The organism is Mesorhizobium ciceri WSM4083, from assembly GCF_000519305.1.
GTDB classification, from domain to species: domain Bacteria; phylum Pseudomonadota; class Alphaproteobacteria; order Rhizobiales; family Rhizobiaceae; genus Mesorhizobium; species Mesorhizobium ciceri_B.
Genome location: NZ_JAFG01000006.1, coordinates 557,661 through 576,065 on the forward strand (window position 1 = coordinate 557,661; position 18,405 = coordinate 576,065).

At 63.5% G+C, this 18,405-nt stretch carries 20 protein-coding genes and 1 tRNA gene; 9 read left to right on the forward strand and 12 right to left on the reverse strand.

The window, feature by feature from the left end; genetic code table 11:
• Positions 1 to 344 precede the first annotated feature (344 nt).
• Both MESCI2_RS0116175 and MESCI2_RS0116180 read left to right on the forward strand, forming a co-directional pair.
• Positions 345 to 1,220 (forward strand): HpcH/HpaI aldolase/citrate lyase family protein, encoded by an 876-nt coding sequence (locus MESCI2_RS0116175; protein WP_027037498.1) that lies wholly within the window; start codon positions 345 to 347, stop codon positions 1,218 to 1,220.
• A gap of 51 nt (positions 1,221 to 1,271) precedes the next feature.
• Complete coding sequence (locus MESCI2_RS0116180) at positions 1,272 to 1,478, forward strand: DUF1737 domain-containing protein (protein ID WP_027037499.1); 207 nt, start codon at positions 1,272 to 1,274, stop codon at positions 1,476 to 1,478.
• Here MESCI2_RS0116180 and MESCI2_RS0116185 read toward each other — a convergent pair.
• The gene (locus tag MESCI2_RS0116185; RefSeq protein WP_197031550.1) at positions 1,465 to 2,151 is read right to left on the reverse strand and encodes a hypothetical protein; all 687 of its coding nucleotides are present in this window, start codon (positions 2,149 to 2,151) and stop codon (positions 1,465 to 1,467) included. The two genes, MESCI2_RS0116180 and MESCI2_RS0116185, sit on opposite strands and share 14 nt — an antisense overlap.
• A gap of 172 nt (positions 2,152 to 2,323) precedes the next feature.
• Here MESCI2_RS0116185 and MESCI2_RS01000000134725 point away from each other — a divergent pair, with 172 nt between their 5' ends.
• The gene (locus MESCI2_RS01000000134725; RefSeq protein ID WP_050596566.1) at positions 2,324 to 3,028 is read left to right on the forward strand and encodes a TetR/AcrR family transcriptional regulator; all 705 of its coding nucleotides are present in this window, start codon (positions 2,324 to 2,326) and stop codon (positions 3,026 to 3,028) included.
• Between the two features lie 12 nt (positions 3,029 to 3,040).
• Here MESCI2_RS01000000134725 and MESCI2_RS0116195 read toward each other — a convergent pair whose 3' ends face one another.
• Complete coding sequence (locus MESCI2_RS0116195; RefSeq protein ID WP_023763026.1) at positions 3,041 to 3,463, reverse strand: metallopeptidase family protein; 423 nt, start codon at positions 3,461 to 3,463, stop codon at positions 3,041 to 3,043.
• Positions 3,464 to 3,645: 182 nt separating this feature from the next.
• Between MESCI2_RS0116195 and MESCI2_RS1000000138835 the strand changes: the two genes are divergently transcribed.
• From MESCI2_RS1000000138835 to MESCI2_RS0116210, 3 genes are read left to right on the forward strand one after another with little or no spacing between them, the layout of a single operon-like run.
• Positions 3,646 to 4,668 (forward strand): hypothetical protein, encoded by a 1,023-nt coding sequence (locus tag MESCI2_RS1000000138835; RefSeq protein WP_027037501.1) that lies wholly within the window; start codon positions 3,646 to 3,648, stop codon positions 4,666 to 4,668.
• On the forward strand, positions 4,643 to 6,088 hold the full coding sequence (locus MESCI2_RS0116205; protein WP_245270359.1) for a DNA polymerase Y family protein: 1,446 nt from the start codon (positions 4,643 to 4,645) through the stop codon (positions 6,086 to 6,088). The genes MESCI2_RS1000000138835 and MESCI2_RS0116205 overlap by 26 nt, the downstream gene beginning before the upstream one ends.
• Positions 6,085 to 9,438, forward strand: coding sequence for an error-prone DNA polymerase (locus MESCI2_RS0116210; protein ID WP_027037503.1), 3,354 nt, complete (start codon positions 6,085 to 6,087; stop codon positions 9,436 to 9,438). Before MESCI2_RS0116205 ends, MESCI2_RS0116210 begins: the two co-directional genes overlap by 4 nt.
• A gap of 55 nt (positions 9,439 to 9,493) precedes the next feature.
• On the opposite strand, the gene MESCI2_RS0116215 is transcribed toward MESCI2_RS0116210, so the two are convergent.
• From MESCI2_RS0116215 to MESCI2_RS0116230, 4 genes are all read right to left on the reverse strand, one after another.
• The gene (locus tag MESCI2_RS0116215) at positions 9,494 to 9,736 is read right to left on the reverse strand and encodes a Trm112 family protein (RefSeq protein ID WP_027037504.1); all 243 of its coding nucleotides are present in this window, start codon (positions 9,734 to 9,736) and stop codon (positions 9,494 to 9,496) included.
• 9 nt (positions 9,737 to 9,745) lie between these two features.
• Entirely contained in the window at positions 9,746 to 10,417 is a 672-nt protein-coding gene (locus MESCI2_RS0116220) for an LON peptidase substrate-binding domain-containing protein (protein WP_027037505.1), read from the reverse strand.
• A 102-nt stretch (positions 10,418 to 10,519) separates the two neighbouring features.
• On the reverse strand, positions 10,520 to 11,521 hold the full coding sequence (gene trxA, locus MESCI2_RS0116225) for a thioredoxin (protein ID WP_027037506.1): 1,002 nt from the start codon (positions 11,519 to 11,521) through the stop codon (positions 10,520 to 10,522).
• Between the two features lie 85 nt (positions 11,522 to 11,606).
• Complete coding sequence (locus MESCI2_RS0116230) at positions 11,607 to 12,104, reverse strand: prolyl-tRNA synthetase associated domain-containing protein (RefSeq protein WP_027037507.1); 498 nt, start codon at positions 12,102 to 12,104, stop codon at positions 11,607 to 11,609.
• Between the two features lie 252 nt (positions 12,105 to 12,356).
• Here MESCI2_RS0116230 and MESCI2_RS0116235 point away from each other — a divergent pair.
• Both MESCI2_RS0116235 and MESCI2_RS0116240 read left to right on the forward strand, forming a co-directional pair.
• A tRNA-Gly gene (locus MESCI2_RS0116235) sits at positions 12,357 to 12,431 on the forward strand.
• Between the two features lie 188 nt (positions 12,432 to 12,619).
• A complete protein-coding gene (locus tag MESCI2_RS0116240; protein ID WP_027037508.1) occupies positions 12,620 to 13,183 on the forward strand; it encodes a type 1 glutamine amidotransferase domain-containing protein in 564 nt (187 codons plus the stop codon).
• A 57-nt stretch (positions 13,184 to 13,240) separates the two neighbouring features.
• On the opposite strand, the gene MESCI2_RS0116245 is transcribed toward MESCI2_RS0116240, so the two are convergent.
• Positions 13,241 to 14,032 (reverse strand): SapC family protein, encoded by a 792-nt coding sequence (locus MESCI2_RS0116245; protein WP_027037509.1) that lies wholly within the window; start codon positions 14,030 to 14,032, stop codon positions 13,241 to 13,243.
• Between the two features lie 361 nt (positions 14,033 to 14,393).
• Here MESCI2_RS0116245 and MESCI2_RS0116250 point away from each other — a divergent pair, with 361 nt between their 5' ends.
• A complete protein-coding gene (locus tag MESCI2_RS0116250) occupies positions 14,394 to 14,663 on the forward strand; it encodes a DUF6916 family protein (protein WP_027037510.1) in 270 nt (89 codons plus the stop codon).
• Between the two features lie 299 nt (positions 14,664 to 14,962).
• Here the strand turns inward: MESCI2_RS0116250 and MESCI2_RS0116255 are convergent, their stop codons facing one another.
• From MESCI2_RS0116255 to MESCI2_RS0116280, 5 genes are read right to left on the reverse strand one after another with little or no spacing between them, the layout of a single operon-like run.
• The gene (locus MESCI2_RS0116255; protein ID WP_027037511.1) at positions 14,963 to 15,508 is read right to left on the reverse strand and encodes a GNAT family N-acetyltransferase; all 546 of its coding nucleotides are present in this window, start codon (positions 15,506 to 15,508) and stop codon (positions 14,963 to 14,965) included.
• A gap of 3 nt (positions 15,509 to 15,511) precedes the next feature.
• Positions 15,512 to 16,810 carry a hypothetical protein gene (locus MESCI2_RS0116260; RefSeq protein WP_155936615.1) on the reverse strand — a complete coding sequence of 433 codons (1,299 nt, stop codon included), beginning with the start codon at positions 16,808 to 16,810 and terminating at the stop codon, positions 15,512 to 15,514.
• 29 nt (positions 16,811 to 16,839) lie between these two features.
• Positions 16,840 to 17,364, reverse strand: a complete 525-nt coding sequence (locus tag MESCI2_RS0116270; RefSeq protein WP_027037513.1) for a phage tail protein — start codon at positions 17,362 to 17,364, stop codon at positions 16,840 to 16,842.
• Between the two features lie 11 nt (positions 17,365 to 17,375).
• Complete coding sequence (locus MESCI2_RS0116275) at positions 17,376 to 17,879, reverse strand: phage tail protein (protein WP_027037514.1); 504 nt, start codon at positions 17,877 to 17,879, stop codon at positions 17,376 to 17,378.
• Between the two features lie 12 nt (positions 17,880 to 17,891).
• Positions 17,892 to 18,395, reverse strand: a complete 504-nt coding sequence (locus tag MESCI2_RS0116280; RefSeq protein ID WP_027037515.1) for a phage tail protein — start codon at positions 18,393 to 18,395, stop codon at positions 17,892 to 17,894.
• Positions 18,396 to 18,405: the final 10 nt, after the last annotated feature.

Consider the following 18,405-nt stretch of genomic DNA (forward strand, 5'->3'; position numbering starts at 1 on the left):
TTTGCTCGCTTTTGCATGCCACCTGTTTGTCAGGCCGGCAGGGAGATCGCAGGGCGGATCCGAGGAGGTTTTCCGCAGGCCTGTGCAGTTTTCGTGCAGAGGCCGAAGCTGCCAATCTCCCCCCTCGTGGGGGAGATGCCCGGCAGGGCAGAGGGGGGCGTGAAGGATCGCCGACCCCGGTTACTCCGCTCCCGCTGAGAACAGCCTCAGAGTGCAATTGCAATCAATGATAGGTCGGCAGGACAGCGCCCCCCTCTGGCCTGCCGGCCATCTCCCCCACGAGGGGGGAGATCGGACTGTCCTGCGCGCTTGCCTCACCCACCCACAAGCGGCATAGATCACCCATGGAAACCTATCGCCCGCGCCGCTCGGTGCTCTACGTCCCGGCCTCCAACGACAAGGCCCTGGCCAAGATCGCGCAGCTTGCCTGCGACGCAATCATCATCGACCTGGAAGACGCCGTCGCTCCGGCCGACAAGATCGCCGCTCGCGCAAAACTGGCCGGCATTTTCGCCAATCGCCCCAACGAACGCTGCGAGATGATCGTGCGCATCAATGCGCTGGCCAGCGCATGGGGCGCCGACGACCTGCTGGCTGCCGCAAGCTGTGAGCCCGACGGCATCCTGCTGCCCAAGGTCGACACGCCGCGCGACCTGCTCGAGGCCGGCGATGTGCTCGACGACAATTTCGCTCCCGACAGCGTGAAACTATGGGCGATGATCGAAACGCCCAAGGCGCTGCTCAACATCGGCGCCATCGCCGAGCTTGGCCGCGACCCGGCCTCGCGGCTCAATTGTTTCGTTGCCGGAACGAATGATTTGGTCAAGGAGACCGGCATTCTGGCAACGCCTGACCGGCGCTACCTCGTGCCATGGCTGATGCAGATGGTGCTGGCCGCACGCGCCGGCGGCATCGACATGCTCGACGGCGTCTCCAACGATTTTCGCGACCTCGACGCTTTTGCCCATGAATGCACCGAGGCGGCCGCCATGGGGTTCGACGGCAAGAGCCTCATCCACCCGGCCCAGATCGAAGCCGCCAACCGCGCCTTCGCGCCGTCCACGGAAGCGGTGGCCGAGGCGCGCTCGGTGAAGGAAGCCTTCGCGCTCGCCGAGAATGCCGGCAAGGGCGTGATCGCGCTGAACGGCAGGATGGTCGAGCGGCTGCACCTGGCGCAGGCCGAAAAACTGCTGGCGAAGGCAGCCGCCATCGGGTCATAAATGCTCGATGGATGCGAGCGGGCTATGGCTACTCACGACAGGAATTGAACAATGAAACTCTACCGCTTTCTGTCCGCTCCGGACGATGCCAGCTTCTGCCACAAGGTGACGGCGGCGCTGAACAAGGGCTGGCACCTGTTCGGCTCGCCGACCTATGCCTACGACAGGAAGGCCAAAACGATGCGTTGCGGCCAGGCCGTGGTCAAGGATATCGACGGCCAGGAATACGGGCCCGATACGAAGCTCAGCGACTGGTAATCGACGCTCGCATCCACAGCCACCCGCCCAGCCAGGCGATCGCTGCCGCAAGCGTCACCAAACCCAGGTCAAGGGCCCACTCCGGCACGAACGCACGGAGCGCAATAGGCACCGCGCCAATGAAATAGAGGGCGAGCGGAATGCGTGGCACGCCTCTTGCAACGACAAGAGAGATTACAAACGCAAGTGTCCCAAGCAGAAAAAGGAACGAACTGACGACCAGAGCCAGTCCGAGAGGGCCGGCGCGCAGCTCGATGATGGTTGTCAGCGGAAGTTTCGAAAATACCAGATTGATCACCACTTCCACACCGACCAAACTTGCCAGTGCAAAGAAGTTGATGACAAACGCGATGGTGCCGAACAGACCCGCGCGCCGCCCAAAAGCGAGAAACAGGCCGACGACAAGACCAAGCGCCAATATCTCGGCGACTGGCGCGAGAAGTTGTGTCAGATCGGTGGTCGCGATGAGCGCGCTGCGTTTGGCCGCGTTAACCACAAGAATAAGCGCGCTTCCCACCCCGGCGATGGCGGCAAGCCGATAAAGCGTGACGCTGGGCATAGCCGCGCTCGACTGGACAGTCGTGAGGTTCTCGTTGTGCTGAGGTTCTTCGGCTGGACTCCTCAGCGAAATCAACGATTGCGGACGGCGGGGTTCGGCGGTTCTGGCAGACATGTTCGTCTCCTCATTCTGGGAAAACGGGGAGCCCGCGAAGACCGCAGGCCTGTTTCGGTCCCATTTGTAATCACTGCTTACATCCCCTTACCTGCATTGTAAACGGTGATTACATAAATCGCGGATCGTGCTACGGACGCGTGAAGCAGCTCTACGGAACGAAGGAAAAGAGATGGCAAAAGCCAAGACGCCTCACCGCACCGGCTACCACCATGGCAATTTGCGCGACACGTTGATCGATGCTGCAATTCAACTTGTCGAGGAAGGCGGCCCCGACAATGTGAGCGTGCGCGAAGCCGCAAAGCGGGCCGGCGTTTCGCCCGGCGCGCCCTTCCGGCATTTTCAGTCGAAAACAGCGCTGCTGACCGCGGTCGCCGAACAAGCCATGAACCGGCTGACAGAGGCCGTTGCCAATGCACTTTCAGAAGTCGACAGCGCGGATCCCATCGTGGCCTTCGAAGCAATCGGACAAGGCTATCTGGAATGGGCGATCGGCAATCCCACGCATTTCCAGATCATCAGTTCCCGAACGCTGATTGATTTCGACGCGTCGGACAGTCTTCGCGGTCAGAATGAGGCCATTCGCCGGAAGATGATCGACCTGCTGACCCAGGCGCAGCGGCAGGGTCAGTTGGCTGCGAACGCGGACTTCGATCATCTGGTTCTTGCCGCTCGTGCCTTTGTCTATGGGTTGGCACGAATGGTGGTTGATGGTCATTTTCCGGAGTGGCATCCGTCCGAGCCGCCATCGCTCGCCGTGCGCAAGGCGCTGCATCTTTTCATCAGCGGGATGACCAACCTATCCGAAGCGAGATCCCAAGAACCCTTGCCGCCGCTGAGTTCTGGACGACTGGATAGGAATGGACAATTCACGTGACGCAGGAAGCAGTTACTCCGCCGCCTCTTCGATCTTCTCCATATCATCGTCCGACAGCCCGAAATGGTGGCCGATCTCGTGGATCAGCACGTGGGTGACGATGTCGCCCAGCGTCTCTTCGTTTTCGGACCAGTAATCGAGGATGGCGCGGCGGTAGAGCGTGATGCGGTTCGGGCCTTCGCCGGTCTGCGGGTTCCAGCGCTCGGCGATGCCTCGCCCCTCGAACAGGCCGAGCAGGTCGAACGGCGTTTCCAGCGACAGATCGTCCATGATCTCGTCGGTCGGGAATTCGGCGATCTGGATGACGATCTCGCCGGTCAGCTTGCGGAAATCTTCCGGCAGATGCGCGTACGCCTCCAGCGCCAGGAACTCCATTTCGTCCATCGAGGGCGAGAGTTCGTCGTGCCAGGTGCGGGTCTTGTAGATGCGGGCCATGCTTTGTCCTTTGATCCCGGCATATAGGCTTTCGCACCGGAATCGGCAAATGAACGGGCCGATGCGTCTGCGCCTTCCATGCGGAGAGGAATAAATTCCCTATGAGTCTGCTTGACTCTTGGGGTGCGCTCTGGAATCTATAGGAACATAACAGGAACAATTGTGAGTGGAAGCTGACCGTCATGGCGATGACCGCCGTGGCGCGGGAGACTGTTTTTGCCCTGCGCCGCCAGATCGCGAAAATCGAGGGAACGCTGCCCGAGCGCTTGGCTGCGCCGGCCGCCGCGCCCCTTGATGCCGACGTCAACACAGATCTCACAATCGTCCGGCGTGGCATTGCCGCGGCGTTGCCGGATGCGTTCCTGCCTATTGGCGTCCAGCGCTTCGACGCCGCCCTGAGCGGCGGCCTGCCGAAGGCCGCCCTGAGCGAAATCCATGGGCTGGAAACCCGCGATGCCGGGGCCGTCGCCGGCTTCGCTTTGTCGCTCACCAGCCTGATCCTCAAGCAAACGCCGGGGCTGCCGGTGCTGTGGATCGGCACATCGGAGATCTTTCGCGAGGCAGGCTTTCCCTATGCCAGGGGGCTTCACGCCTCGTTCGGCATCGGGCCGGAGCAATTGCTGTTTACCGAGGCGCCAAAGCTTGTCGATGCGCTGTGGGTCGCCGAGGAGGCGGCCCGGATGACGGCGCTCGCCGCCGTCATCCTGGAAATCCGCGGCAATCCGCAGCGGCTGGACCTGACCGCGACACGCCGGCTGCATGCAAGGGCGCAAGCTGCCGGCCGGCCGGTGTTCCTGCTGCGGCAGGCGGCCGAGCCCGAACCGACGGCGGCACCCGTCCGCCTCATCGTCGCGTCGGCGCCGGCAACACCGCGCGACACCATTGCCGGACCGCTGGCCGGCTCGATCGGCCGCCCGGCCTTCACCCTCACCATCGGCAAGAGCCGCACGGCCCTGCCTGGACAATTCACACTGGAGTGGAACCCCGATGAACGCGCATTCGACGAAAGATGGAGCGAGGGAAGAGACCGGGCAAAGAATCCTGTCCCTGTGGTTTCCCTATCTGGCGGTGGAAAGGATCCTGCGCCAGCGTCTGGGGCGGTCCTGGCGTTCCCGGCCCTCGGATCACCCATCTCACCCGCCGCTCGTAATCAGCCATCGCGACCGCAACGCGCAGCGCATCTCGGCCCTCGACGAGCGGGCTGAGGCGCTGCACCTGAAGCGCGACATGGGCATTGCCGATGCGCGCGCCATGCATCCGTCGATCGAAATCGTCGAGGCGGATCCGGAAGCCGACCGCCGCCTGCTCGAAGGCCTTGCCGACTGGTGCGACCGCTACACCCCGCTGGTGGCCCTGGATGGGGCGGATGGCCTGTTTCTCGACGTCACCGGCTGCACCCATCTGTTCGGCGGCGAGCGCGCCATGCTGGACGACATCCTGTCGCGTTTCTTCCACCAGGGTTTCGATGTCCGCGCCGGGCTTGCCGCGACACCGGGTGCTGCCTGGGCGGCGGCACGCTTTTGCGGCGACCGCATCGTTGTGTCAGGTGAGGAGGAGGCGCTGCTGGCACCCCTGCCGCTGGCCGCGCTGCGCATTGAACCTTCGACCCGCACCAGCCTGGAAAGTGTGGGCCTGCGCACGGCGGGCGCCGTCATGGCGGCACCGCGCGCGCCGCTCGCCCGCCGCTTCGGCGCCTTGCTGCTCCTGCGCCTCGACCAGGCGCTTGGCCGTCTCGATGAGGCTGTCTCGCCGCGCCTTCCCGTCGCGCCGCTTTCGGTCGAACGCCATCTCGCCGAACCCGTCACCTTGACCGAGGACATCGAACGGCTGGTGGGCATGCTGGCGGCGACCCTGAAAACCGATCTCGAACGCCGCGGCGAGGGCGCCAGGACGCTGGCGCTGCTGCTCTTTCGCGTCGACGGCGCCGTCAGCCGCATCGCCATCGGCACCTCGCGGCCGATGCGCGAACCCATGCTGATCCAGAAACTGTTCCATGAGAGACTGGCCGCGATCGAGCAGGATATCGATGCCGGCTATGGTTTCGATCTGGTGCGGCTCTCGGTGTTGGCGGCAGCCACCTTCGACATGCAGCAGGCCGATCTTGCCGGCGAGGTGACCGACGACGGCGCCGATATCGCGCTGTTCGCCGACCGCGTCCGCGCCCGGCTCGGCGAGGGCGCGGTGCTCCGGCCGGTCGCGGTCGAAAGCCATCTGCCGGAGCGTGCCGTAGCCACCATCCCCTTCACCGAAGCGCCGCGCCGGACCACGCCGCCGAAAAAGCCGGACAGGCTGCAGGCACCACCACAAACCATTTTTCCGCCGGAACGGCCGATCCGGCTGTTCCGCTCGCCCGAACCCATCGATGTGCCGGCCACTGAAATGCCGGAAGGACCACCGCTGAACTTCCGCTGGCGGCGCGCGCTCTACCGGGTCACGCGCGCCGAAGGGCCGGAACGCATCGCCGCCGAATGGTGGCGCGAGGCAGCGAGCGACCCGATCACGTCAACCCGCGACTATTTCCGCATCGAGGACGCCGATGGTCGCCGCTATTGGCTCTACCGGCAAGGTCTTTACGGCAACACGCAGGTGCCGCCGCGCTGGTTCATGCATGGTGTTTTCGCATGAACGCGCTGACCGTCATCCCCTATGCCGAGTTCGGCATCCAGTCGAATTTCTCCTTCCTGCGCGGCGCCTCCAAGCCGGAGGAGCTGGTGGTCGCGGCCAAGCTCCTGGGCTTCTCGGCGATCGGGCTTGCCGACCGCAACACGGTGGCCGGCGTGGTGCGCGCCTGGCAGCAGGCCAAGGTCGAAAAACTCTCCTATCATCCCGGCTGCCGGCTGGTTTTCGGCGACGGCACGCCGGACATCCTCGCCTATCCCCAGGACCGCAAGGGCTGGGGACATCTCTGCCGCATGCTGACCCAAGCCAATCTGCGCGACGAGAACGAAAAAGGCGCCACCCTCCTCCAGCGCGGCGACCTTCTCGAATGGGGTGACCTGATGTCGCTGGCGGTCCTGCCCGATCTGTCGGCGGGCGCGCAAGACGGTCTCGCTTTGCTTGGTGAGCTCAAGGGCCGTTTCGGCAGGAACCTGCGGCTTGGCGTTTCGCCCTGTTATGCCGGCAATGACCGTTTCCGTATCGAGCAGGCGGCAGCGCTTGCCGAGAGCGTCGGTGTTCCGCTGATGGCAACCAACGACGTTCTCTACCACACGGCCGAACGGCGCCCGCTGCAGGACGTGCTGACCGCGATCCGCCTCAACACGCCCGTCGCCGAGGTCGGGCTGCAACTCACCGCCAATGCCGAACGCCATTTGAAGCCGCCAATGGAGATGGCGCGCCTGTTCCGCCGGCATCCGCAGGCGCTGGCCGAGACGCTGCGGTTTGCGGAAGAATTGACCTTCTCGCTTGGCGACCTCCAGTACAACTACCCCGACGAGCCGACGGAATCGGGTCTTGGTCCACAGGCTGAGCTGGCGAGACTGGCTCGGGAGGGGGCGGCGAACCGCTATCCGGCTGGTGTGCCGGATTCGGTGACCAGGCGCATCGAGGAAGAGCTCGCTTTGATCGAACGCCTCAACTATGCCCGCTATTTCCTGACTGTCTACGACATCGTCAAGTTCGCGCGCAGCAAGGATATTCTCTGCCAGGGACGTGGATCGGCCGCCAATTCGGTCGTCTGCTTCTGCATCGGCATCACCGAAGTAGGACCGGAAAAAATCGATTCGCTCTTCGAGCGCTTCATTTCCGAGGAGAGAAACGAGCCGCCGGATATCGACGTCGATTTCGAGCACGAAAAGCGCGAAACCGTAATCCAGTACATCTACGAGAAATACAGCGGCAAGCGCACGGCACTTGCGGCCGCCGTCATCAGCTATCGCGGCCGTTCGGCGCTGCGCGAAGTGTCGAAGGCGATGGGCCTGTCCGAGGATGTCAGGGCATCGCTTTCCGGCTCGATCTGGGGTTGGTCGACATCGGAGCTTGGCGAGAAGGAAGCCCGCGCCGGCGGCCTCGACCGCACCGACCCGGTGTCGAGGCACGTGATGGAGCGTGCCAATGAGATCATGGGCTTCCCCCGCCATCTGTCGCAGCATGTCGGCGGCTTCGTCATCACCAGGGACCGGCTCGACGAGATCGTGCCCATCGTCAAGACGGCGATGGACGAGCGCAAGATGGTCGAATGGGACAAGGACGATCTCGACGCGGTGAAGATCCTGAAAGTCGACGTGCTGGCGCTCGGCATGCTGACCTGCCTCCAGCGCGCCTTCACCTTGCTTACTGACCACTATCCAAAGGCGCGAGACAAATACGGCCGACCTTATGTGCTGGCCACCCTGCCGCCGGAGGATAGGCAAGTTTACAAAATGATCTGCCGCGCCGATACGCTTGGCGTCTTCCAGATCGAATCGCGCGCCCAGATGTCGATGCTGCCGCGCCTTGAGCCGAAAACCTTTTATGACCTTGTCATCGAGGTGGCGATCGTGCGGCCGGGCCCGATCCAGGGCGACATGGTCCATCCCTATCTGCGCCGCAGGCAAGGCAAGGAAAAACCCGAGTATCAAAAACCGGAGCTGGAGGCGATCCTCAGCAAGACACTGGGCGTGCCGCTGTTCCAGGAGCAGGCGATGAATATCGCCATCGTCGCCGGTGGTTTCAAACCGGGCGAGGCCGATGAACTGCGCCGCGCCATGGCCACTTTCAAGCGCACCGGCACCATCGGCAATTACCGCGACCGTATGATCAATGGCATGGTCGGCAAGGGCTACACGAAGGACTTCGCCGAGCGCTGCTTCAAGCAGATCGAGGGCTTTGGCGAATATGGCTTTCCCGAAAGCCATGCCGCTTCCTTCGCCCTGCTCGTCTATGCCTCCTGCTGGTTCAAGACCTTCTATCCCGACGTGTTCTGCGCCGCGATCCTGAATTCGCAGCCGATGGGGTTTTACCAGCCGGCCCAGCTGGTGCGCGACGCAAGCGACCATGGCGTCGACATCCGCGACGTCGACGTCAATTTCTCGGTCTGGGACTGCACGCTGGAGAAAGCGCCTTTCAATCCGGCCCGCATCCTCCCACGCCATGCCGAGATGCGCGGCGTCATCGAGACGAAGCATGCCGTCCGGCTCGGCTTCCGCCAGATCAAGGGCCTGTCGAAAGAGCGCATGGAGGCTTTCGTCGAACAGCGCGGCTCAGGCTACGTATCCGTCCGGGATGTCTGGTTGCGCTCCGGCCTCGATGTCGGCGAGATCGAGCGGTTGGCGCAGGCCGACGCCTTCCGTTCGCTCGGCCTTGATCGTCGCGAAGCCTTGTGGGCGGTGCGCGCACTCGACGGCAAGAGCGCCGCCGAAAGGCTGCCGCTGTTCGACCAGCCGGCGCTTCGCCTGCGCGAGCTGGAGCCCGAGACGAAGCTGCCGAAAATGCCGCTAGGCGAGCATGTCATCCATGATTACCGCGCGCTCGGCCTGTCGCTGAAGGCGCATCCGGTCGCCTTCCTGCGCGAGCGGCTCGACCGCGCCGGCGTCATCCCCAATGCGAACCTGCCTTCCGTGCGCGACGGCAGGCGTGTCTCCGTTGCCGGCCTCGTGCTGGTGCGGCAGCGCCCCGGCAAGGGGAACGCGATCTTCCTGACGCTGGAGGACGACAAGGCGGTGGCCAACGTCATCTTCTGGCAAAGAACCTTCGACCGTTACCGGCCGATCGTCATGGGCGCCCGGTTCGTCAAGGTCACCGGAAAATTGCAATCTGAATCGGGCGTGGTCCACATCGTCGCCGAGAGGATCGAGGATCTGACGCCTTGGCTGACCGTGCTTCTGGAGAAGGTCAGCGGGGCCGAACCAGCGGTCGCCGGTCCTCCGGAGCGCGCTGCCAGGGGGCCCGATCGCTTCGGCCAAGCCGCGACGGGGAACGCGCTGGTCCGGCAGGATCTCGCAACGCTGTCGGAAGAAGCGGAACAGGTCATGCCCAAGGGACGGAATTTTCAGTAGGCAAGGCCATGCCAAGAGCGGAACGAAAGCGGACGTCGGCGATCCTTCGTACCCCTCAGCCCGGCCCACCCAAGCGCGGCGGCGGCGGGGCCAGCACATCCTCCACCGAAAGCGTCCGCGCCTCGGAAGGCAGCATGATCGGGATGCCGTCACGCACCGGATAGGCAATCTTGGCGACCCTGGAAATCAGCTCACCGCGCTCTGGATCCCAGGCCAGCGGCCCCTTGGTCAGCGGGCAGGCCAGCAGCTCCAGCAGCTTGGGGTCGACCTTCCTCCCGTCACGTCCGTCCGCCGCCATAGCAACCTCTCATTGTAGACTCGAGCCAAAGTCCTCATTCTCGCGCGCCAGCGCCATTTCGGTGATGGCGATCAGCGTCTCGGCCCGGGTCCTCAAATCCGCCGCTTCGAGCAGCGCCTGTTTCTCGGCCGGCCCGTAGGGCGCCATCATCGACAGCGCATTGACCAGCATGGCATTTTCGGCCCGGCTGACGCTTTCCCAGTCGGCCTCCAGGTCGTTGGCCTGCAGATAGGCGCGAAATGCCTTGAGCAGCGAGGGCCGGTCGATCTCGTTGCCCGCCTCGTCCTCATCGAGATCGGTGAGGAAGGGCGCCGGCTTGCACTGGCGAAACGGCGTCTTGACCGTCAATTCGTGGGCAATGCGGAACCGGCACACGCCCTGCAGCGAAATCAGGTAGCGGCCGTCGCCACTCTCGGAAAAGGCGATGATGCGCCCGGCGCAACCGACATTGCAGAGCTCCGGCTCGCCATCGCCGCGCAAGGCGCCGTCGAGACTGGGCTGGATGACGCCGATGAGCCGCGGGCCGGCAATCGCCTCGTCCACCATCTGCAGATAGCGCGGCTCAAATATGTTGAGCGGCATGCGGCCTCCCGGCAGCAAAAGCGCACCCTCGAGCGGAAAGATCGGGATCGTCGACGGCAAATCCTTGGCGAGCCGGTAATGCGCGTTTCCCGCTTGCACCGTATTCCTCCGATCGCTTCACCAGAAGCGCGTCATCCCGTTCTAATCTGGCGCAGTCGTGGCCGACGCCAAGCCCGTGCGGCAAAACAACCGGCAGCCGGCTCAGGAAAACAGCAATGCCGACAATTTGCGGCGCGCCGCCAGCGTTGCCTCGTCGGTCATGCCCCATGCCTCGAACAGCTGCAGCAATTGCGTCCTGGCGCCATCCTCGTTCCAGGCCCGGTCGGCCTTGATGATGGCCAGCAGATTGTCGGCCGCAGCCGTACGGTCGCCATTGGCGTTCTGGATCATGGCCAGATCGAAACGCGCCTGGTGATCTCCGGGATTTTCCGCCAGCCGGCGCTCGAACTCGGCCGGATTGCCGAGGGCCGCCGCCTGCGCCGCAACCGCCATCCTGGCGCGCAGGGCTGCCAGTGGCGGCGCATCCTTCTTGGCCTCCGGGGCTGTTGCCAAAAGCGCCTCGGCGCCTTCCGTGTCGCCGGCGTCGAACAGCAGTTCGCCCAGCCCGGCGATCGCCTCGATCGTCTCCGGCGCCTGCGCCAGGATGGCGTCATAGATGTCGGCCGCGGTCTGCATGTCGCCGGCGTCGCGCGCCTCGGTGGCCGCAGCCAGGGCTTCGGCCACCGGCGGCGCGCCATTGCCCTTGCCGCCGACCTTGGTGATGAATTCGTTGATCTGGCTCTCCGGGATGGCGCCCATGAAGCCATCGACCGGCTGGCCGTCCTTGAAGGCAATGACCGCGGGTATAGACTGGATGCCGAGCTGGCCGGCGATCGAGGGATGGTCGTCGATGTTCATCTTGACCAGCTTGACCCTGCCGCCGGCGGCCTTGACCGCCTTCTCCAACTGCGGCGTCAGTTGCTTGCAAGGGCCGCACCAGGGCGCCCAGAAATCGACCAGAACCGGCTGGCGGCGCGATTCCTGGATGACATCGGCGGCAAAGGCAGCCGTCGTCGTGTCCTTGATCACATCGGCGGGAGCGGCGGGCGCATCGCCAAGCGCGACTTTCGCCGGCGCCGGCGCGGCTCCACCATACTGCACCGAGGTGGTGTACTGGCCGCCATTGCCGCCAAAGGAGCCGCCGAACGGATTGTTGTCGCTCATCTCTTTAACCCTTCCGTGGCGCCGCCGGCCGGCGGCCATGCGCCCTATGCTTCAGACCATCTGACTCAAGCCATCCATGTGGCGATCACACGGAGACTTTCAAGATAGCAGCATCGTGCCCGGTTGCCTCGACGAATCTGATCAGGTCGCGCGCCGCGATCGATGTCGTCGCCTCATTGGTCAGCGGATGCCCATTGATCACCGCATGCTGCATCAAATCCTTGTCGAGCACGAGCTTGACCCTGTTTGCCGTGTCGTTGATGACGCCAAAGACCGTGACGGCGCCCGGTGTGACGCCGAGCAGCTCCATCAGCATCTCCGGTCTGCCGAAGGAAACCCGGCTGGCCGCACCGATCACCTGATGGATTTGCTTCAGGTCGACGACCGCGTCCTCGCCGACGGTAACCAGGAAGAAATTGTCCTTCTTGTCCTTCAGGAACAGGTTTTTCGTGTGCCCGCCGGCGATTTCGCCGCGCAGCGCCTGCGAATCCGCGACCGTGTAAAGTGGCGGATGGCGCTTCGTCGACGTGGCAATACCGAGTTCGGCAAGAAAGGCCATCAAATCGGCTTCGGTCTTCGGCATCGGTTTCGTCTTCGTCCCATTTCTCTAGCCAGCCGTTTACGGCCAATGGGGCAGCCGACACAAGACCGTCATGCGACATCATGGTGAGCGGCGCCGCCCTTCGCGCTGGCGCCCCGCCGCCCGCCGCTCACGCGCCCGCCAGCAGCTTGCCGGTCCCGCTTGCCGCATCGCAAAAAAGCCTGCGATTTCCCTGTTGCAATCGCCGCGCTCTTCAGCCATATAGGCCCGGCTTGCGGCCAAGACGCCGTGCGAGCGGGTGTAGCTCAGGGGTAGAGCACAACCTTGCCAAGGTTGGGGTCGAGCGTTCGAATCGCTTCACCCGCTCCAGTTTCCTCCAGGGGACTAAGCATCGAAAAGCCGCGGTCCGCCGCGGCTTTTTCGTTTCTGGGGCTTGCCGGGCTAAGAGCTTTGGCGGAGCTCTTTCGTCCCTCCCCCAGAAGTCACATAAAATTACAGTGGGGAACGGTTCCCGCCTCGCCTCGTTAGCCTCCTTCAACGCAACGATGGAGAAAGCCATGCAGGACATTTCCGGCAAGCGCGTCGCTATTCTGGCGACGAACGGGTTCGAGCAGTCCGAACTTGAGGTGCCGCTGAAGAAGCTGCGCGAGGCGGGCGCCAAGGTCGATGTCGTGTCACTCGCAAGCGGCAAGATCAAAGGCTGGGACCTCAAGGACTGGGGTCGGGAGATTCCCGTCGACAAGACTTTGGATGAGGCGCGGGCGCACGACTATGACGCGATCGTCCTGCCCGGCGGGGTCATCAATCCCGATCTGCTGCGCGTCGAGCGAAAGGCCCTGGACTTCATCGAATCGTTCTGGTCGGCCAAGAAAGTCGTCGGCGCGATCTGTCATGCGCCCTGGCTTCTCGTCGAGACAGGCATCGTAAGGGGTCGCCGGGTCACCTCTTACAAATCGATCAAGACCGATGTGATCAACGCCGGCGGTCTTTGGGAGGACAGCAAGGTCGTCACCGACCAGGGACTTGTTACCAGCCGCAACCCCGGCGATCTCGACGCGTTCTGCGACAAGCTCGCCGAGGAGATCAGGGAAGGGCGGCACGACAGAAGGGTTGCTGCCTAGCCTTCTGTCCGGACGCGTCGGTTGGAAGGTTACGCCGGGAAAACCGCAACGTTTTCCTCAGGCGCTCTTTGCCCCATGCGCCTTCCGCAGCGATGCCTGATGCACCAGCGAGGTCCAGCTGTTGGTCGAGGCGAGGTGGCAATAGAGCAGGCCGAGCGCACCTGATTTGCGCAGGTCGAGAAACGCCTCGTCGCTCAATTTGTTGAAGGCCGGCTCGTCGATCACCTGGAAATCGGTGAGGTTGAGCACCTCGCCGCCTTCCAGCGTCACCTTGCTCTGGCGCGGCGAGAACAGGCCGTGCGCATCGATCTTTTCGACCATCTCGCGGGTGGCTCTGAAGTCGATCTGGAACTGGTTGCAGAAGGCGAGCGCCTGTTTGGTCGCTTCGGTCGGCTCGTTGCCGGTGAAGAACGGCGCGATCTTGTCGTCGCGCAACGGCGCCAGCAGCTGGTCGACGACGCGGTCGCTGGCCCGTTCGACGCACAGCGTCAGCCGGCCGGCCGATGTCGGGTCTTCGGCCAGGATGAAGGGATAGCGCCGGACATAGGCGGGGATGTAGTGCGGACCGGTCCATTTGCCGCCGGCATCGACGAACAGGTTCTCGTTCTGGCGCACGCCGGTGATGATCACCGGCGACTTGGCCGGGCCGATGAAGACGATCGGGTAGGAGCGCATCGCCGCCGGCATTTCCGACGCGACCACCGGAATGGCGTGCGCCGAGCGGGCGAAGCGGAAGTCGCTGCGCGCGGTCAGGCCGAGCGAGCCGTGCCGCGTCGGATTGAGCGCCTCGGGCCTCGAATAGAACAGCGGCAACGCATCGCTCGCCACGTCCGTCTTTGCATCCGCCATCATCCGTCTCCCGCAAGCCGATCTGGCCGCCAATGGTCCCGAAGCCGGGATCTGTTGTTGTTTGCACCGAGCTTGGATCGAAAGGAATCCCGCGCAGGAACAAAGTACTACAGCGTCTCTTGCGTGCATAAAAGGACAGGCGGTGCTGTATTTTGGGTTTGCGGGCGATCGATTGTCTTGGGGAGCACGGCTGTCGGCCTGCCGCCTCTGGACAGCTTGCGGCGAAGCGGCGACAGTGCCGCCGCTGGAGCAATTCCAGGAAAAGTGTGGAGCAGTTTTCCCTGGCAATTGCGAAGAAACAAAAGCCGGATCAGCGATCCGAACACGGAACCGCTCCAGCAGATAGATTGAGGGAAACGGAATGGCGTCGGTGTCGGATTTCGAGCAAGGACAAACCTTCACCATAGAAGCCGGGGGCCAGCGGATCCCGCTCGAACTGAGCGCGGTCAAACCAATCGCCGCCAGCCCGCGCCCGGGTGGCGGTTTCTCGCTGCTGTTCAGAGGCCCGCGCGACATCGCGCTGCCGCAGGCGACCTATCTTTTCACCGGGAAAAGCGGCAGCCACGAGATCTTCATCGTGCCGGTCGCCGCCGATGCGACGGGGCGGCTGTACGAGGCGGTGTTCAATTAGGACCCAGTTTTGGGCTGCATGCAGGCCTATCGCATCGTGACAGGGCCTAATGCGACAATTCTTGCCGCCGGCGCCGCCCCTCACTGTCCTGCCGGACATCTCTCCCCGTAAACGGGGCGAGAGTGGCTGGCTGCGACGCGGGCGCCTTTCTTGCAACGCTGGAGAGTGGTGAAATCCGCGGCGAAAGCGTCCCTCTCCCCGTCACTATACGGGGAGAGGATGCCGGCAGGCAGGTGAGGGGCAGCGCAAACGATGACCATAGACAATGATCGCATCTGCCAACAAATCGGTTCCGACGATCATAGATCGTCGCCCCCTGACGGCGCACAGGCCATCAGGTCATAAACGCCCTTGTCCTCGACGACCGCGAAGCCCAGCGCCAGGTAAAGCCGTCTCGCCGGATTGTTCTTCTCGACATGGATCGAGGCTGATTTGCCGGCTAACCATGCCTCGTCGATGAGATCGCGCAGCAGTGCGGTGCCGTAGCCCTTGCGGCGATGCTCCGGCAGGAAAGCGATGTCGATGATGCGGTGCTGGCTCGGCCAGCGCTCGATGTAGAGGCGGCCGATGTCTTCGCTATCGCGTTCCACCACCAGCCAGTCGGCCTCGGGATAGTGTTTTCGGTAATGCGCGTGCTGGGCCTGGAACTGCATACCGAGGAATTCGGCCTTCTGCGCCTCGCTCCACGACGTCACCGCGAGTTCTTCCATGCGCGTCGAAGCATAGAGCCGCGACAGGAACGGCAAGTCCGCCTCCGCTGCCGCACGACAGCGGAGCCCGGCCGTGTCAGACCGGGTCCAGGCCGGACGGGCCTGCTTGCCTTCCGCCCCGCTGCCGGAAACCAACCGTCAGACCGGCGGCGTCAGGTCGCGCACGACGATGGTCTGGTTGACGTTGCTGTCGGCAAGCGACACCCAGGAATATTCCCACTCTGTGCTGTCGATGCTCATCTGCGACAGCGTCCACAGCGAATTGGAATTGCCGGCGGCACCGCTCAACAGGCTGAACACCGCGAGGCGGCCATCGGCATTGTAGTCGAGCATCAGCCGCGTGTTGGCGTTGGAAGCGTTGAAGTCGCGCCATCCCGACCAGTTCTGCGTGGCAGCATCGTACTGCGCGTTGAACTCGTGCACATGCTGTACGTCGGATGCGACAAGCATGATGTCGCCATTGCCCTCGATGCCGGCGGCCAGCGTATATTTGCCGACCCTGCTGTAGCCTGTGGTTGCCCAAGGCGTCCATGTGGCGGTTCCGGCCGGTTTCTGGCGCGTGTGCAGGGCTTGGCCGCCCTTGGTCAAGGCGAACAGATTGGTGGCGCCCAGCGGACCGACAATCGGCGCCATTGCGATGAACCCGCCGGTGCCTGGAGTGTCGATCTGCACCCAGCCCGTCCAGTCCGCAACCTTTAGCGCCTGCGCCTTATTCTGCTGGCAGCGGTAGAGATTGGCTCCTGAATTGATGCCGAACAACGCAATGGTCCCGTCGGCCTGGCGTACCGCTGAGATCGACACCAGTCCGCCGGGAATCTGCAGCCAGTCGCTCCACATCTTGACGGGCGGAACGCGTTCCTCGACGGTGACGACGATCGGCGTGGAGGTGCCGGGCGGCGTGATGGTTTTCTGCACCTGCACGATCTGGTCCGGGTTCTGGTAGATCCACCAGATGCGCGCCTGGTTGTCGAGGACGAAGAGTTCGATGCGGCCATCAACATCACGTGCCATCGAAAAGCCGTAGTAGCTGGCGGCGCCGGCCGGCGCGCCGATGTTCATCGGCGCGGTCCATTTGTCGATCGGGCCGACCTGATTGGCATCCTCGGTGATGAAGAACAGATTGGGGCTGCCTGACAGCTGGGCGACGACGGCCACCCTTCCGTCCCTGGTGATGCCGGCCGTCATCTGCACGAAGGTGCCTGGAGCGATGATCGACCAGGCGGCGGGCCACGGTCCGTTCGGCGCGGTCTGTGCCTTCTGGATCAGGCGCCCGGCCGACGTATCGATGGCCACCACCATCAGCCGCGACAGTTCGAAGAAGGAAGCGCCGGCTGGCATGCTCTGGAAGATGGGCGCGGTCGGCGACGTGGCCGTCGCGGCCGTCTTCTTGGCTGCGGGGGTCGGCGCTTTGGACTTTGGTGCTGCTGTCTTGGCCATCGTATCGGTCCTGCCCTGTTGACTCGGTGTCAGCCTCTTGGTGGGAAAACGCCTTGCAGCGCGATGCAGAAATAACAGGTGAGATAGGGCTGCATATTGTTGTGCGGCTGGTCGCCGCCGGCAGGCGATATCGTCTGGTCCGACAGCGACACCATGCTGCCTGGCGCGACATATGCATTTCCCTGGCTTGACTTGGCGAACGCATTGCCGGGAGCGATGTTGCTGTCCCCGCTGACAAGCGAAGGAGCGGCCTGAACGAAATGGGTATGCATCGGCATCTCGGACTCCAGCAGGGACACCGTTTCAGAACCACCGGTTTCACCGAGATCATGCAACGACAGGCCCGGCCCCTGCCCCGGGTGCATCGGCGCGCGGCCTTGCAAATCCGGCAAGGCGAAGTTGGACTTGCCGTTGCCGCCATAAGTGGTGCCGAGCAACGAGAACAGTGCGGTGTTCTGCGACAGCGGCAGCAATTGACCATCGCACCAGGCCCAGCCCTTGGGCGCGAAATTGAACGGAAAGATGCGGATTTCGGCAACGAACGGATCAGCCATGACGGTCCTCTTTAAGTCGGCGAAGGGAATATGCCGAACAGCGAGATGATGAAGTCGACGCACAGATAGGGCTGGAAATTGCTGTGTGGCTGGCTGCCGCCGCGGCTGCCGAGAAATTGGGTGCTCATTGGCACCGACGGGCCGGCGTTGATGAACGCATTGACCTGACCTGATCTGCCGATGACGCTTTGGCTGGGGTTCGGCTGATTGGCGACGTCGCTCGAGGCCAGCAAGGCGTGGGTATGCGCCGGAATTTGCTGGATTGTCAGCGTGATGTCCTCCGCGCCTCCCGTCTCGGCTAGGATGAACCCGTTGCCCTGGTGGATGGGAAGGCGGCCGCGTAGGTCAGGCAGCGCGAAGGTGCTCTCGCCATCGCCGCCATAGGTGGTGCCTATCAGTTGGAAAAGCGTCTCGTTCTCGGAGATGGGCAGCAACTGCCCCTCGCAGAACATCCAGCCGGCCGGCGCGAAGTTACCGGCAAACATCCGAACTTCGCCAACATAGGGTTGTGCCATGATCGCGTTTCCTCAGGTCGGCGATGGGAAAATGCCCTGCAGGGCAATGCAGAAACTCAATGCCAGAAAAGGCTGCATATTGAGATGTGCCTGGCTGTCGCCGATATTGGTGACGGTGCCGGAAGCCATGGCACCGAGATTTTGCACCGGGCCATAAAGGAGGTTCGGCGTGCTGTTGCCCAGGACGTTGTTTGCGGGAAGGTTGCTCACGCCGGTGGCGGACGATGCGTTGGCGGCGTGTACATGGGTAGGCATTTCAGCAATGGACAGCGTGTGGGCCTGCTCGCCCCCGCGCTCGCCCAGCGTATGGCCGGCGCCGACATGGATAGGCATGCGTCCGCGATAGTCGGGAAGCGCGAAATTCACCCGACCGTCGCCGCCGAAGGTGGTGCCGAGCAGCGAAAACAACGCCTGGTTCTGATTGATGGGCAGGAGCTGGCCGTTGCAGAGTGCCCAGCCTTTTGGCGCGAACACGAACGACATGATTCTGATTTCCGACAAGAACGGCTCAGACATAAGTCCTCTC